This is a genomic window from Aeromonas sp. FDAARGOS 1408 (assembly GCF_019048665.1).
GTDB lineage: Bacteria > Pseudomonadota > Gammaproteobacteria > Enterobacterales > Aeromonadaceae > Aeromonas > Aeromonas dhakensis.
Genome location: NZ_CP077394.1, coordinates 2,038,476 through 2,052,346, shown reverse-complemented (window position 1 = coordinate 2,052,346; position 13,871 = coordinate 2,038,476). Strand labels below are relative to the sequence as shown.

Here is a 13,871-nt window from a genome sequence, read left to right as displayed (position 1 = left end):
AAATGAAGGACCTGACCTGCACGGCGTTCACCGCTCACGGGCAAAATCATTGAAAAGCGGGTGGGATGGCCCATGATGACCAGGTGATGATCAGGCCGATGAGGCGGAGGGCTGCCGAGTGGGACGGGAGGAGAAGATGAGAAGATGGCACGGGTTTGGACTCTGGCTGCTGTGGGGGCTCTGGTGCCTGCCGCTGCGGGCCGAAGTGAAGGTGATCCCGGTATTCGAGACCCAGGCGGCTGTGCAGACCCTCAAGGATCTCTATCCGGCGCTGGGGGTGAGCGCCATGGGCAACCAGCTGGTGCTGAGCGGCAGCGCCGCCCAGCTGCAGGAGGCGGAAGCGGCGCTGGCCAAATTCAACCAGCCGCCCCAGAGCCTGCTCATCGAGTGGCGGGTGGATGGCGCCTCCAGCAGCCAGCAGGCCGGGGTGGGGCTGGGCCGGGATGCGGCCAAGCGGCAGTGGTTGCTGGAGGGCAATGCCCAGCAGTATCAGCGCAGCCAGAACGACAGCTGGCAGGTACGCGGCCTGTCGGGTCGGCCGGTGCTATTGCAGATGGGCACCTATCAGCCGGTCACCTTTTATCAGTGGCGTGGTGGCCAGGTGGTGGGGCTGATGCCGCTGGTGAACGGCCTCTATGCCACCGCCACCCTGATCGGCGACAGGGTACAGATAGCGCTCAGCAGCGAGCAGGCCAGGCTGGAGCAGGGCACCATCAACCGGGGGCAGAGTGCCACCGAGGTGAGCGGTGCCCCCGGTCAGTGGTTGACGGTGGGGGAGCTCTCCACCAGCGCGGCGCAGCAGGGCAGCAGCCTGGGTACCCAGTTGCAGGGGGGCAGTGGCAGTCAGAGCGATCGTCAGATCCTGCAGATCCGGGTCACCCGCCAGTGAGCCGACTCGCCCCTCAGTGGGGTTGATCCACCGCGTATTCACGCAACTGGCGGCTGCGCAGCAGATACCAGAGTGACCAGAGGGTAGCAACCAGCACCAGGGCGGTGGGCCAGCTGAACGACCACTTCTGCAGATTGAGGCTGTGCAGTTGCATCAGCAGGCCGCTGACGGCAGAGCAGAGCAGCAGCAAGGGGCTGTGGCGCCTGAGCCAGGCCCGGAAGCTGTGGGTCTGCTGATAGGTGCCGCCGCAGGCGAGCAGCGCCAGTATGGCGGGCACGTCGGTCAGCAGGCTGATGTAGAGGGTGAGCCGGTCCGGGTAGAAGAGGGTCAGGATGGCGCTGCCGCTCTCGCGGGTGACGCCGGCCATCAGAAACAGCCAGACCGAGCGGGTCAGCAAGAGGGCGATGGGCCAAAACCAGAGTGGGGGTCGCAATTGGCCGTGATCGTCATATCTGTGTTCGGGGTAGAGGGTCATGGTTGCCCGGATTCGTCTGTGCAAAGGATGAGGGGGATATGGGGCGAAGCAGAGCCCTTTGCAAGGCGGGGCAGGGGGCGGGAATTAATCGGGGGGCCATGCCCCCCAATCCGCTTATCTCTTTTCGTGCCGGGTTGCCGGCGTCACAGCCAGCCTTTTCGCTTGAAGAAGAGGCCGGTGCCGAGCGATGACATCACCATCAGTACCAGGGAGAGGGGATAGCCGTACTCCCAGGCGAGCTCCGGCATGCGACCGAAGTTCATGCCGTAGATGCTGGCGATAAGGGTCGGCGGCAGGAAGATGACAGCTGCCACCGAGAAGATCTTGATCACCTTGTTCTGCTCCAGGTTGGTGACCCCCATGGAGGCCTCCAGCTGGAAGTTGATCTTGTCGAACAGGAACTGGGTGTGGGGCAGCAGGGACTCCACGTCGTGCAGCATCTCGTCGATCCACTTGTTCTGCTCGCCCGTCATGCGCTGGCGCAGGCTGCGTTTGAGGAAACGCAGGGCGCGACGGGTATCGTGCAGGGAGAGACGGATCTGGCCGTTGGCCTCTTCCTGAGCCATCAACTCCTTGAGCATGGGATTGATCTGATCCGGCTCGAAGATCTGATCGGCGGTGTTTTCCAAGGTCTTGTAGCCATCTTCGATGAGATCGGAGAGGTACTCCACTTTCAGGTTCTGCACCTCCAGCAGGATGTCGAGGGCATCCTCCACCTCCAGCCGATCCTGGCGCATGTAGTGGCGTAGCAGGCGCACCAGGCCGATGTCATCCTCACGGATACTGATCAGCAGGTTGTTGCGCAGGGTAAAGGAGACATGGACACCCTTGGTGTCACGGCCGATCCGCTGGGGAAACAGGGAGTGAATGTGCAGACCGTCGGTATCCCAGTAGAAACGGGCGGATGCTTCGATGTCATCCAGCTCCTCCTTGTCGGGCACCTCTTCCAGAAACAGGCCCGTCAACCATTCTCGTTCCGCCGTGTCCGGCTTGTAGGCATCCAGCCAGACGGTGTTGTCAGGCACTATGTCGTCAGGCCCGAGCGTGACTATGTCCAGTACCTTGTTATTGAGAATGTAGGCGGTGATCATCTGTCCCCCCTTAAGAAGTCATGGGTAATCAGGGATGGTTGCACAGGTCATGCGGCCTTAGAGCGCGTAGAAAGCGATCCCGTGGACAAGCTGAACGGGCCGATGGAAAACCTGAATGCGGCGAACTATACAGGGGCGGGCCGCGCTTGTCAGGGCCTATTCATCAGAGGTTCAGCCTGTTCGCTCAAAAAAACAGCGAGGTCGGAGCAGCCGCGCCGACCTCGAAACGGGCGATCCCGGCGTCGCCTCCTTTATTCACCCTGATAGGCGGGAGGGCTTGGGTTCACCGGCCGGGATGGCGGGCTCCCGAGTGTCCTGCGACAACCCCCGGCCGTGTGCCGGAAACCGCTTCTATTTGATGTGTTGGGGCTGTGCATCCTTGTTATCTGCACGGGGCTGCATGGGCAAGCCTGTTACATGTTGGGATAGTTGGGGCCTGAGCCTCCCTGCGGCGGCGTTCGGGCGATGTTCTGGGCTGTGCATCCTTGCTGTCTGCGCAGGCAAGCCGGTTACATATTGGGATAGTTGGGGCCTGAGCCTCCCTGCGGCGGCGTCCAGACGATGTTCTGGCTCGGATCCTTGATGTCGCAGGTCTTGCAGTGGATGCAGTTGGCCGCGTTGATCTGCAGGCGGGGCTGGCTCTCCGACCCCAGGATCTCGAACACCCCGGCCGGGCAGTAGCGCTGGGCGGGTTCGGCCCAGGTGGGCAGGTTGACCGCCACCGGGATCGTCTCATCCTGCAGCTTGAGGTGGCAGGGTTGATCCTCGTCGTGGCTGGTGTTGGCCAGATAGACAGACGAGAGCTTGTCGAAGCTGAGCTTGCCGTCTGGCTTGGGATAATCGATGGGCTGGCAGCGGCTGGCCATGCGCAGCTGGCGGTAGTCCGGCTCCTTGTCCAGCAGGGTGAACGGCGACGAACGAGCAAACAGCCGTTGCTCCAGCCAGTTGAAGGCGCCACCGAGCCAGGGGCCCCAGCGGTGCAGGGCGGCGCCGAAGTTGCGCGCCGTTTTGAGCTCATGAGCCAGCCAGCTCTGTTGCAGCGCATCGCCGTATTCGGCCAGATCCCGGCCCCCTTCATCGCCGCCGCGCAGGCTCATGGCGACTGTCTTGGCCGCCAGCATGCCGGACTTCATGGCGGTGTGGATCCCCTTGATGCGGGAGAAGTCGAGGGTGCCGGCATCGCAACCGATGAGCAGGCCACCGGGAAAGTGCATGCGGGGCAGGGAGTGCCAGCCCCCCTTGGCGATGGCGCGGGCGCCGTAACTGATGCGCTCGCCCCCCTGCAATGCCGCGGCGATGAGCGGGTGATGCTTGAGGCGCTGAAACTCGTCAAACGGGCTGAGCCAGGGGTTGCGGTAGTTGAGATCGACAATCAGCCCGACCGCCACCTGATCCTGCTCCAGATGATAGAGATAGAAGCCGCCCTGGCTCTTGTCTTCCTTCCCCTCGGAGAGCGGCCAGCCGCTGCCGTGCAGCACTTGGCCCGCTTTGCCCTGGCCGGGGGGAAGCTGCCACAGCTCCTTGAAGCCGATGGCGTAGTGCTGCGGCTGGGCGCTGTTTTCCAGATGAAAGTCGGCGATCAGCTGCTTGCCGAGATGGCCACGGGCCCCTTCGGCAAACAGGGTGTAGCGACCGAGCAGCGCCATGCCGGGCACGTGATCCGCTTTCGGATTGCCCGCCCAATCTAGCCCGAGATCGCCGGTGATCACACCCTTGACCCGTCCTGCTTCCATGATGAGTTCGCTTGCGGTAAAACCCGGGTATATTTCGACTCCCAGCTGCTCGGCCTGCTGACCGAGCCAGCGACAGAGGTTGCCGAGGCTGATGATGCGGCTGCCCTCGTTGTGCATGCGTGGCGGCACCGCCCAGTTGGGCAGTTGTAGGGCGCGGCTGTCGCTTTGCAGCAGGTGCACCTGATCGTCGTTGACCTCGACCCCGAGCGGGGCCTGTTGCCAGCTCTCTGGCAGCAGCTCCTTGAGGGCGACGGGATCCAGCAGGGCGCCGGAGAGCAGATGGGCGCCGATCTCCGCCCCCTTCTCCAGCAGGCAGACCGACAGCTCGGCATTGTGCTGCTTGAGGGCGATGGCGGCACTGAGTCCCGCCGGGCCGCCACCGACGATGACGACATCAAATTCCATTGCTTCGCGTTCCATCTTGCCTCTGTGCTCGACTTGGCCTAGGGTAGTGCTGGTAGTTTACGTAAACGTAAAGTAAATGTAAGCAAAAAATGTGAGGGTTTTCATGGATTCACTCAACAGAAGCGAGGGATGCGCGTCATGAAGCTGCTGGTCGCGGTCAAGCGGGTGCTGGATTACAACGTCAAGGTCCGGGTCAAGAGCGATGGTTCGGACGTGGAGCTGGCCAACGTCAAGATGGGGATCAACCCGTTTTGTGAAATTGCGGTGGAAGAGGGGATCAGGCTGCGCGAAGCCGGCGTGGCGAGCGAGCTGGTGGTGGTGACCTTCGGCCCCGAGGCGGCGGCCGAACAACTGCGTCACGCCCTGGCGCTGGGGGCGGATCGGGCCCGTCATTATGTGACCGGCGAGACCCTGACCCCGCTCACCGTGGCGCGCGCCCTGCAACAGGTATGCGAGCAGGAAAAGCCCGATCTGGTGCTGCTCGGCAAGCAGTCCATCGATTCCGACAACAACCAGGTGGGCCAGATGCTCGCCGCCCTCAATGACTGGCCGCTCGCCACCTTCGCCTCCGCCATCAAGCTGGTGGAGGGGGAATTGCAGGTGACCCGCGAGATTGACGGCGGACTCGAGACCCTCGGCATGGCGCTGCCGGCGGTGGTGACAGTGGATCTGCGCCTCAACGAGCCGCGCTTTGCCTCGCTCCCCAACATCATGAAGGCCAAGCGCAAGCCGCTCGAGAGCGCGCCTTTCGCCGACCTCGGCGTCGAGCCGGCCGGTCAGACCCGGCTGCTCGGGGTGATGGCCCCCGCTGCCCGCAGCGCCGGCATCATGGTGAGCTCGGTGGACGAGCTGCTGGACAAACTCAAGCACGAAGCGAAGGTACTCTGATGCTGCCAGCAATCAACAGAACCCCGCCCGCCGGCAGCAAGCTCGGGGGCGTGATGGGCACACAGGCAGGGACATCAACGGACGATAGCAAGGGGCAGTCATGAGCGTATTGATCATTGCCGAACATCATCAGGGCCAGTTGGCCGACAACGTGGCCCGTCTGGTCACCGCTGGGGGCCAGCTGGGCGGCGAGGTGCATCTGCTGTTGCTGGGGCAGGGGTTGACCGAGGCGGGTGAACAGGCCGCCGCCCTGCAGGGGGTGAATCGGGTGCTGCTGGCCGAGCACCCCATGCTGGCAGAGGGGCTGAGCGACGGAGTCGATCCGCTGCTGGCCCATATCGCGCGGGATTATCAGCACTGCCTGATGGCCGCCAGCACCCAGGGCAAGGATCTGCTGCCGCGGGTGGCGGCCAGGCTCGGGGTGGAGATGCTCTCCGAGGTGACCGGCATCGAGAGCGGCGACACCTTCCTGCGCCCCATCTACGCGGGCAACGCCGTTGCCCGGGTGGCGAGCAGCGCCCCCATCAAGGTGCTCACCATCCGGCCCACCGCCTTCGCCAAGGCGGCGAGCGGCGGCCAGGCAGAGGTAGATCGGTTGCCGGTGAGCGAGGTGGCCTGCCGTACCCGCCTCATCGAACGGCGCGCCGTGCGCTCCGCCAGACCCGAGCTCGCGGCGGCGCGGGTGGTGGTCTCCGGCGGGCGGGCGCTCGGCTCCAAGGCGCAGTTCGCGCTGATCGAGGCGCTGGCTGACAAGCTGGGCGGCGCGGTAGGGGCGTCGCGGGCGGCGGTGGATGCGGGCTTTGTCGCCAACGATCTGCAAGTGGGCCAGACCGGCAAGGTGGTGGCGCCTGAGCTCTACATCGCGGTCGGCATCTCGGGCGCCATCCAGCATCTGGCGGGGATGAAAGAGTCCAAGGTGATCGTCGCCATCAACAAGGACAGCGAAGCCCCCATCTTCCAGGTGGCCGACTACGGGCTGGTGGGGGATCTCTTCACCTTGCTGCCGGAGCTCACCGCCAAGCTGTAACCTGATGAAAAAAGGGGGCCTGGGGCATTGAGCGCCGGCAGGTGCCCATTTCCATGCATGTTCTCTGCAAGCCCTGACCCGTTCAGGGCTTTTTTCTGCCAAGAGCTCTGGCTGCGGGTCGGCAAAAGGTTGAGCCAGCTCCCAAAAAGCCTTTGATCCGGGGGCTGCACTTGTGTAAAACCAGACAAGTCCCCGATCACACTCATCCACTCACGGAAAGCGTCATGAGCAAACAGATTTACAACTTCTGCGCCGGCCCCGCCATGTTGCCGGTCGAAGTCATGGAGCGCGCCCAGCGCGAATTTTGTAATTTCCAGGGGCTGGGAGCCTCGGTCATGGAGCTCTCCCACCGCGGCAAGCCCTACATGGCGGTCGCCGAGAAGGCCGAAGCGGATCTGCGCGAGCTGTTGGCGGTGCCGGACAACTACAAGGTGCTGTTCATGCACGGCGGTGGCCGCGGCCAGTTCTCCGCGGTGCCCATGAACCTGCTGGGGGGCGCCAACAAGAAGGCCGACTTCCTGCTGACCGGGGTCTGGTCACAGAGCGCGGTGGATGAGGCCAAAAAGTATGGCGATATCCAGACCTTCCAGGGGGTTGCCAAGAACGAACAGGGGATCTCCCACCTGCTGCCGACCCCGGCGTTTCGCGCCGATGCGGCCTATGTGCACTACTGCCCGAACGAAACCATCGACGGCATCGAGATGTTCGACATCCCGGCCACCGGCGAGGTGCCGCTGGTGGCGGATCTCTCTTCCACCATCCTCTCCCGTCCCATCGACGTGAGCCGTTTTGGCATCATCTATGCCGGTGCCCAGAAGAATATCGGCCCCTCTGGGCTGGCCATCGCCATCGTGCGCGACGATCTGCTGAACCAGGCCCGCGCCGATGTGCCGTCAATCTTCGACTATCAGCTCACCGCCAAGAACGACTCCATGTTCAACACCCCGCCCACCTACGCCTGGTATCTGGCCGGGCTGGTGTTCGAGTGGCTCAAAGAACAGGGCGGCCTTGCGGCGATGGAAGCGCGCAACAAGGAGAAGGCCGATTTCCTCTACGGCTATCTCGATCAGTCCAGCTTCTATGGCAACCAGGTGGATGCCAGCTGCCGTTCGCGGATGAACATCCCGTTCCAGCTGAAAAATGCCGAGCTGGACAAGCTGTTCCTGGCCGAATCGGAAGCCGCCGGCCTGCTGGCGCTCAAGGGACACCGCATCGTCGGCGGCATGCGCGCCAGCCTCTACAACGCCATGCCGCTGGAAGGGGTGAAGGCGCTGATCAGCTTTATGGACGGCTTTGCCAAGCGCCACGGCTGAGGCGTTATTCCCCGATTGCCGACGCCGGGGACTCCCCGGCGTCTGTTTTTTCCCTGATGCCGGACCGGCCGCCCCCGCGGCCTGCTTTTGTGCCACCCGCAGTCTTGCCGAGCAGGGCGCGGGCTGCTAACGTCCGGTCAGGTCATTTTTTTGAGATCGTACAGGAAGTCTATGAATTCGTTGCGTTTGGAACCCATTTCTCGTGTGGCCGGTGAGGTCAATCTGCCCGGCTCCAAGAGCGTGTCCAACCGGGCCCTGCTGCTGGCAGCCCTGGCCCGTGGCACCACCCGGCTCACCAACCTGCTCGACAGCGATGACATTCGTCACATGCTGGCGGCGTTGACCCAGCTCGGGGTCAAATACAAGCTCTCCGCTGACAAGACCGAGTGCACCGTGCACGGTCTGGGTCGCAGCTTCGCGGTGAAGGAGCCGGTCAATCTGTTCCTCGGCAACGCTGGCACCGCCATGCGACCGCTGTGTGCCGCACTGTGTCTGGGCTCCGGCGAATACACCCTGGGCGGGGAGCCGCGCATGGAAGAGCGCCCCATCGGCCATCTGGTGGATGCCCTGCGCGAAGCGGGCGCCCATATCCAGTACCTGAAGAAAGACGGCTATCCGCCGCTGGTGGTGGATGCCAAGGGGCTGTGGGGCGGCGATGTCCATGTCGACGGTTCCGTCTCCAGCCAGTTCCTGACCGCCTTCCTGATGGCGGCGCCCATGGCGGCGGGCGACACCCGCATCCACATCAAGGGGGAGCTGGTCTCCAAGCCCTACATCGACATCACCCTGCACATCATGAAGCAGTTCGGGGTGGTCATCGAGCACGACAACTACAAGCTGTTCTACATCAAGGGCAACCAGAGCTACGTCAGCCCGGGCGACTTCCTGGTGGAAGGGGATGCCTCCAGCGCCTCCTACTTCCTCGCGGCGGGCGCCATCAAGGGCAAGGTACGGGTCACCGGCATCGGCAAGCACAGCATTCAGGGCGATATCCACTTCGCCGACGTGCTGGAGAAGATGGGTGCGCGCATCACCTGGGGCGATGACTTCATCGAGGCCGAGCAGGCGCCGCTGCACGGCATCGACATGGACATGAACCACATCCCCGATGCGGCCATGACCATCGCCGTGGCTGCCCTGTTCGCTGAGGGACCCACCTCGATTCGCAACATCTACAACTGGCGGGTGAAGGAGACCGACCGCCTGCACGCCATGGCGACCGAGCTGCGCAAGCTGGGCGTCGAGGTGGAGGAGGGGCGTGACTTCATCACTGTCACCCCGCCAGCGCAGCTCAAGCATGCGGCCATCGATACCTACAACGACCACCGCATCGCCATGTGCTTCTCGCTGGTGGCGCTGTCCGATACTGCTGTCACCATCAATGATCCGGGTTGTACCTCCAAGACCTTCCCGGACTACTTCGACAAGCTGGCCAGCATCAGCCAGCGTGCATGAGTCAACCAGGCCCGCCTCGCTGCGGGCCTGTTTCTTTGGGCTGCCCCGGCCTGCTGTTCCCCTCTTTTCATCCTCGCTTAGCAGCATTATTCAAACTTGCAAGGTGGGTTAAGAAAATTCCTTATCCGATAATGTAATTTTCTATTTACACCGCTGCTTGTGCGGGCTAGATTGAAGTTTCTTTATCGCAGTCATCTAGCAGGAAGCCTTATCATGCAGCATCAAACCGACGACGTTCGTATTAGTGAAATCAAAGAGTTATTACCCCCGGTTGCGGTGCTTGAGAAGTTTCCGGCCACCGAGGTCGCATCCAATACCGTCTTTGAATCCCGTCAGGCCATCCATCAGATCCTGGCCGGTGAAGATCAGCGCCTGCTGGTGGTGATCGGCCCCTGTTCCATTCACGACCCGGCCGCCGCGCTGGAGTACGGCAAGCGCCTCAAGGTGCTGCGTGACGAACTCAAGGGCCAGCTGGAGATAGTGATGCGGGTCTATTTCGAGAAGCCGCGCACCACGGTGGGCTGGAAGGGGCTGATCAACGATCCTTACCTCGACAACAGCTGCCAGATCAACGACGGCCTGCGCATCGGTCGCAAGCTGCTGCTGGATCTCAACGACATGGGGCTGCCGACAGCCTCCGAGTTCCTCGACATGATCACCCCGCAATACGTGGCGGATCTGATGAGCTGGGGCGCCATCGGGGCCCGCACCACCGAATCCCAGGTGCACCGCGAGCTGGCCTCCGGTCTCTCCTGCCCGGTGGGCTTCAAGAACGGCACCGACGGCACCATCAAGGTGGCCATCGATGCCATCGGCGCCGCCAGCGCGCCGCACCACTTCCTGTCTGTCACCAAGTATGGCCACTCCGCCATCGTCGCGACCCGGGGCAACCCGGACTGTCACATCATTCTGCGCGGCGGCCGTGAGCCGAACTACAGCGCCGCCCACGTGGACGAGGTGGTGAAGGGGCTGGACAAGGCCGGTCTGCCGCAGAAGGTGATGATCGACTTCAGCCACGCCAACAGCAGCAAGCAGTTCAAGAACCAGATGCTGGTGGCCGAGGACGTGGCTGGTCAGCTGCGTGCCGGCAGCAAGGCGGTGTTCGGCGTCATGGTGGAGAGCCACCTGGTGGAGGGTCGTCAGGATCTGGTGGAAGGGTGCGAACTCACCTTCGGTCAGAGCATCACAGATGCCTGCATCGGCTGGGCCGACACCGAGATCCTGCTGCGCAATCTGGCCGATGCGGTGGCCACCCGCAACGCAGGTTAATGTCGGCCAGGCGTGCCTGAAACAACACGCAAAACAAAAGCGCGACCCTGAGTCGCGCTTTTTTATTGGCCGCCGCGGGCGGCAGGCATGATCACCAGCGGTAGGTCTTGAGCAGCTGCTCGAGCTTGCGGCACTGCTCCACCAGCTGGACGCTGGCGAGATTGGCGGCGTGGGCCTGGCCCAGGGTGTCGTTGGAGGTGTTGCGAATGTCGCTCACCGAGCCGTCCACCTCGCTGCAGACCCTGTCCTGCTCCTCGGCGGACTGCGCCATCTGGGCGTTGAGATCGTTGATGCTGCTGATGCGGCCGATGATGTTCTGCATGGCGGCCAGGGTCGCCTCCGTCTTGTGGATGCTCTCGTCCGCCTTGGCCTTGGCATCCCCGATCACCGACACCGCGCTCTGGGCCTCGTTCTGCAGGGCGGCGATCATCTGGGAGATCTCCTCGCTGGCGGCGCGGCTGCGGTTGGAGAGGGCGCGCACCTCGTCGGCCACCACCGCAAAGCCGCGGCCCTGCTCGCCGGCCCGGGCCGCCTCGATGGCGGCGTTGAGGGCGAGCAGGTTGGTCTGATCCGCGATCCCCTTGATCACCTCCAGCACCCCGTCGACCGCCAGACAGCGGTTGTCGAGCTGCTGGATCACCTTGTCGACCCGCTCTATCTCCGCCGACATCTCGCCCATGTCGTTGATGGAGTGCTGGGCGAGGCGACTGGTGTTGGCCGCATCCTGATTGGTGAGGGCGGAGAGCTCGGCGCTCTTGCGGGCGTGTTCGCGCACCTCGTGGGAGCTGGCGGCCAGCTCGCTGACGGCGGCGGCCACCTGTACCGTCATGCTCTCCTGCTGACGGGCCGAGCCTTCGGTCTGGGTCGCCACCTGGCGGATCTGGTTGGACTCCTGATAGAGCTGGTGGGTGGCGCTCTCCACCTCCTGCAGACTGTGGCGAAACCCCTGCACCATGGCGCTGACGGCGCGGGTCATCTCGCCCAGCTCATCCCGGTTGGGGTTTTCCAGGGGGAGGGAGAGGTCCCGCTCCTTGGCCATGCGGGTCATGGCCAGCTGCAGATGGCGCACCGGCCGCTTGATGTAGCGCTGCAGCACCCAGCCCAGCAGGCCGAAGCCGAGCCCGAACACTGCCACCAGGCTGCCGCTCAGGATCAGGTTGTTGCGATGGATCTCGCCAAAGGTGTGGCTGAGATCGTAACTGATGCGCACCGCCCCCATGACGGTGCCTTCCGCCACCTGGTGGCAGGTGGTGCACTGGGTACCGCGATACTCCTTGTAGGCCTTGAAGGGCTTGATCAGGGTGAGCTGGTTGCCCTGCTGCTCGAGAATGGTCTCGCCTTGGTTGATGGCGCGCTCGTCCAGCTTGTCTTCAATCTGCTGATCCGGGTGGCCTGGGCCGAACAGGCTGGTGACCGCCGGGGCGCGGATCAGGCGGGCCTCGACGATGCCGGCCTCGCTCTTGAGTTTGGTCTGCACGATCTGGCGATTGGCGATGGCCCCCGTCATCATCAACACGTTGAGCTGATCCATGTAGGTGTTGGCGGCGCTCTCCACCTTTTCACCCGCCAGCCGGATGGCGAGATCCCGTTGCAGCCAGGCGGAAAGCTCGAAGCTGAGGGCGAAGGTGCAGCCGATGACCAGGGCGAGGGGGAGAAAGATTTTCCAGTTCAGAGACAGATTTTGCATCGTTGGCAGGTCCATGCGCAGGTGAGCGATCGTCAATGGTTGATGACTCTCCCCCGTTTGCTCATCAGAACGGGGGAGATGGTTCTCTATCGGCTCACCCTACCTCATCTTGAGTAAATTAACTGTTAACTGGATCCATGATAGAGGTTAATGGTGCGTAGCAAACGAGGGCTGTTCGTCGTTGAGTTGATCCAGCACAAATTTGGCATTTATTGATAGTGGTTATCATTTGCATTATTTCACTCGATAGCCTGCCTGCGATGACACCACTGCTGACCCCGACCATGACCGGTCTTGCCACCCCGGATCCCCTCAAGTTCGCCTTTGGCGCCAAGACCTCGGCCCACGCCAGTCGCGGCGGCATGCGTCCGCTCACCCTCGACCATGCCGACTGGCAAGCCTGGTGGCGCCGCGAGAGCGAGGCGGACGAGCGGGCGCTCTATATCCACATCCCGTTTTGCCGCAAGCGCTGCAGCTTCTGCAATTTCTTTGAAAATGGTGCCAACCCGGCCCGCATCACCCGCTATGTCAACGCGCTCTGCGGCGCGCTTGCCAAGGCGGCCGAGACACCCTTCACCCAGAGCCGCCCCTTCTCGGCCGTCTATGTGGGGGGCGGCACGCCGACGGACATGAGCGCCGAGGAGCTGGCGATGCTGGCCGCCGCCATCCGTCGCTTTCCTTTGACTGCGGATGTGGAGGTGACCCTGGAGGGGCGCCTCAACGGTTTTGACGATGCCAAGTGGCACAGTGCGCTGGCGGGCGGCTTCAACCGCTTCTCGTTCGGGGTGCAGAGCTTTGATACCGAGGTGCGCCAGGCGGCGGCCCGCTTCGACGACCGGGAGACCCTGCTGACCCGGCTGGAGGCGCTGACCCGTCACGACGACGCGGTGATCGTGGCCGATCTCATCTTCGGCCTGCCTGGCCAGGATGATGCCGTGTGGCGTCAGGACATCGCGGATGTGATGGCGAGCGGGGTGCACGGGGTGGATCTCTATCAGCTCATCGCCATGGCCGGCACCCATCTGGCCCGTGCCGAGGCGAAGGGCAAGCTCGGTTGGGCCGCCGACGGCCAGCAGCGGGCTACCATGTATGCCTATGGCGCCCAGATGCTGGAACAGGGGGGCTGGCAGCGGCTCTCCTGCAGCCACTGGCGGCGCGGTGAGGCCGAGCAGAGCCGCTACAACCAGATGGCTAAGCGCGGCGCCGAGATCCTCCCCTTCGGGGCCGGGGCTGGCGGCAACGTGCATGGGCACGGCCTCATGTATGGCCGGGATCTGGCGCTCTGGCATGAGGCGCTGGCGGCGGATCTGCGGGCCCCCGGCATGGTGATGGGGCGCAATCCCAATGGCCGCCTCGATGGTCTGCTGCGCGGTGCGCTCGACAGCGGCTGGCTAGCGCTGGCCCGCTTGCCGACGCCGCTGCGGGCACATCTGCAACCCTTGTTCGAGGCCTGGCAGCTGCATGGGCTGGCGACGCTGAGCGAGGCACGGCTTGAGCTCACCTTGGCGGGGCGCTTCTGGAACGTCAATCTGCAGGCCGGGCTGTTTGAATACTTGCAGCTCAACCCGCTGGCGGGGTCGGGTACGGCGCCAGCCGATCCGGCGCAGGCGGTGCGCCACTCGCTGGTGTGAGTGTGCTG

The 13,871-nt window shown here is 63.6% G+C and carries 11 protein-coding genes; 7 read left to right on the top strand and 4 right to left on the bottom strand.

The window, feature by feature from the left end:
• Positions 1-136: 136 nt before the first annotated feature.
• Positions 137-889: a hypothetical protein gene (locus I6L38_RS09545; protein ID WP_216989470.1), complete on the top strand. Its 753-nt coding sequence runs from the start codon at positions 137-139 to the stop codon at positions 887-889.
• A 13-nt stretch (positions 890-902) separates the two neighbouring features.
• Here I6L38_RS09545 and I6L38_RS09540 read toward each other — a convergent pair whose 3' ends face one another.
• The 3 genes from I6L38_RS09540 to I6L38_RS09530 all read right to left on the bottom strand — a co-directional run bounded on the left by I6L38_RS09540 (position 903) and on the right by I6L38_RS09530 (position 4,608).
• Entirely contained in the window at positions 903-1,364 is a 462-nt protein-coding gene (locus I6L38_RS09540; RefSeq protein ID WP_054544766.1) for a DUF2919 domain-containing protein, read from the bottom strand.
• Between the two features lie 143 nt (positions 1,365-1,507).
• Positions 1,508-2,455, bottom strand: coding sequence for a magnesium/cobalt transporter CorA (gene corA, locus I6L38_RS09535; protein ID WP_005301617.1), 948 nt, complete (start codon positions 2,453-2,455; stop codon positions 1,508-1,510).
• A gap of 509 nt (positions 2,456-2,964) precedes the next feature.
• Positions 2,965-4,608 carry an electron transfer flavoprotein-ubiquinone oxidoreductase gene (locus tag I6L38_RS09530; protein ID WP_216989469.1) on the bottom strand — a complete coding sequence of 548 codons (1,644 nt, stop codon included), beginning with the start codon at positions 4,606-4,608 and terminating at the stop codon, positions 2,965-2,967.
• 123 nt (positions 4,609-4,731) lie between these two features.
• On the opposite strand from I6L38_RS09530, the gene I6L38_RS09525 reads away from it, so the two are divergent.
• The 5 genes from I6L38_RS09525 to aroG all read left to right on the top strand — a co-directional run bounded on the left by I6L38_RS09525 (position 4,732) and on the right by aroG (position 10,545).
• A complete protein-coding gene (locus I6L38_RS09525; protein WP_024941955.1) occupies positions 4,732-5,481 on the top strand; it encodes an electron transfer flavoprotein subunit beta/FixA family protein in 750 nt (249 codons plus the stop codon).
• A 100-nt stretch (positions 5,482-5,581) separates the two neighbouring features.
• Entirely contained in the window at positions 5,582-6,508 is a 927-nt protein-coding gene (locus I6L38_RS09520; protein ID WP_216989468.1) for an electron transfer flavoprotein subunit alpha/FixB family protein, read from the top strand.
• Between the two features lie 224 nt (positions 6,509-6,732).
• Positions 6,733-7,821, top strand: coding sequence for a 3-phosphoserine/phosphohydroxythreonine transaminase (serC, locus tag I6L38_RS09515; protein ID WP_216989467.1), 1,089 nt, complete (start codon positions 6,733-6,735; stop codon positions 7,819-7,821).
• 171 nt (positions 7,822-7,992) lie between these two features.
• Positions 7,993-9,276 carry a 3-phosphoshikimate 1-carboxyvinyltransferase gene (gene aroA, locus I6L38_RS09510; protein WP_010633771.1) on the top strand — a complete coding sequence of 428 codons (1,284 nt, stop codon included), beginning with the start codon at positions 7,993-7,995 and terminating at the stop codon, positions 9,274-9,276.
• Between the two features lie 213 nt (positions 9,277-9,489).
• A complete protein-coding gene (aroG, locus tag I6L38_RS09505; RefSeq protein ID WP_005301605.1) occupies positions 9,490-10,545 on the top strand; it encodes a 3-deoxy-7-phosphoheptulonate synthase AroG in 1,056 nt (351 codons plus the stop codon).
• 91 nt (positions 10,546-10,636) lie between these two features.
• Here the strand turns inward: aroG and I6L38_RS09500 are convergent, their stop codons facing one another.
• Positions 10,637-12,232, bottom strand: coding sequence for a methyl-accepting chemotaxis protein (locus I6L38_RS09500; protein WP_005301603.1), 1,596 nt, complete (start codon positions 12,230-12,232; stop codon positions 10,637-10,639).
• Positions 12,233-12,492: 260 nt separating this feature from the next.
• Between I6L38_RS09500 and hutW the strand changes: the two genes are divergently transcribed.
• The gene (gene hutW, locus I6L38_RS09495) at positions 12,493-13,863 is read left to right on the top strand and encodes a heme anaerobic degradation radical SAM methyltransferase ChuW/HutW (protein ID WP_216989466.1); all 1,371 of its coding nucleotides are present in this window, start codon (positions 12,493-12,495) and stop codon (positions 13,861-13,863) included.
• Positions 13,864-13,871: the final 8 nt, after the last annotated feature.

Bases quoted from the DNA above. Each gene is read 5' to 3' on its own strand.
- I6L38_RS09545 (WP_216989470.1), top strand. From the start codon at position 137: ATGAGAAGATGGCACGGGTTTGGACTCTGGCTGCTGTGGGGGCTCTGG.
- I6L38_RS09540 (WP_054544766.1), bottom strand. From the start codon at position 1,364: ATGACCCTCTACCCCGAACACAGATATGACGATCACGGCCAATTGCGA.
- corA (WP_005301617.1), bottom strand. From the start codon at position 2,455: ATGATCACCGCCTACATTCTCAATAACAAGGTACTGGACATAGTCACG.
- I6L38_RS09530 (WP_216989469.1), bottom strand. From the start codon at position 4,608: ATGGAACGCGAAGCAATGGAATTTGATGTCGTCATCGTCGGTGGCGGC.
- I6L38_RS09525 (WP_024941955.1), top strand. From the start codon at position 4,732: ATGAAGCTGCTGGTCGCGGTCAAGCGGGTGCTGGATTACAACGTCAAG.
- I6L38_RS09520 (WP_216989468.1), top strand. From the start codon at position 5,582: ATGAGCGTATTGATCATTGCCGAACATCATCAGGGCCAGTTGGCCGAC.
- serC (WP_216989467.1), top strand. From the start codon at position 6,733: ATGAGCAAACAGATTTACAACTTCTGCGCCGGCCCCGCCATGTTGCCG.
- aroA (WP_010633771.1), top strand. From the start codon at position 7,993: ATGAATTCGTTGCGTTTGGAACCCATTTCTCGTGTGGCCGGTGAGGTC.
- aroG (WP_005301605.1), top strand. From the start codon at position 9,490: ATGCAGCATCAAACCGACGACGTTCGTATTAGTGAAATCAAAGAGTTA.
- I6L38_RS09500 (WP_005301603.1), bottom strand. From the start codon at position 12,232: ATGCAAAATCTGTCTCTGAACTGGAAAATCTTTCTCCCCCTCGCCCTG.
- hutW (WP_216989466.1), top strand. From the start codon at position 12,493: ATGACACCACTGCTGACCCCGACCATGACCGGTCTTGCCACCCCGGAT.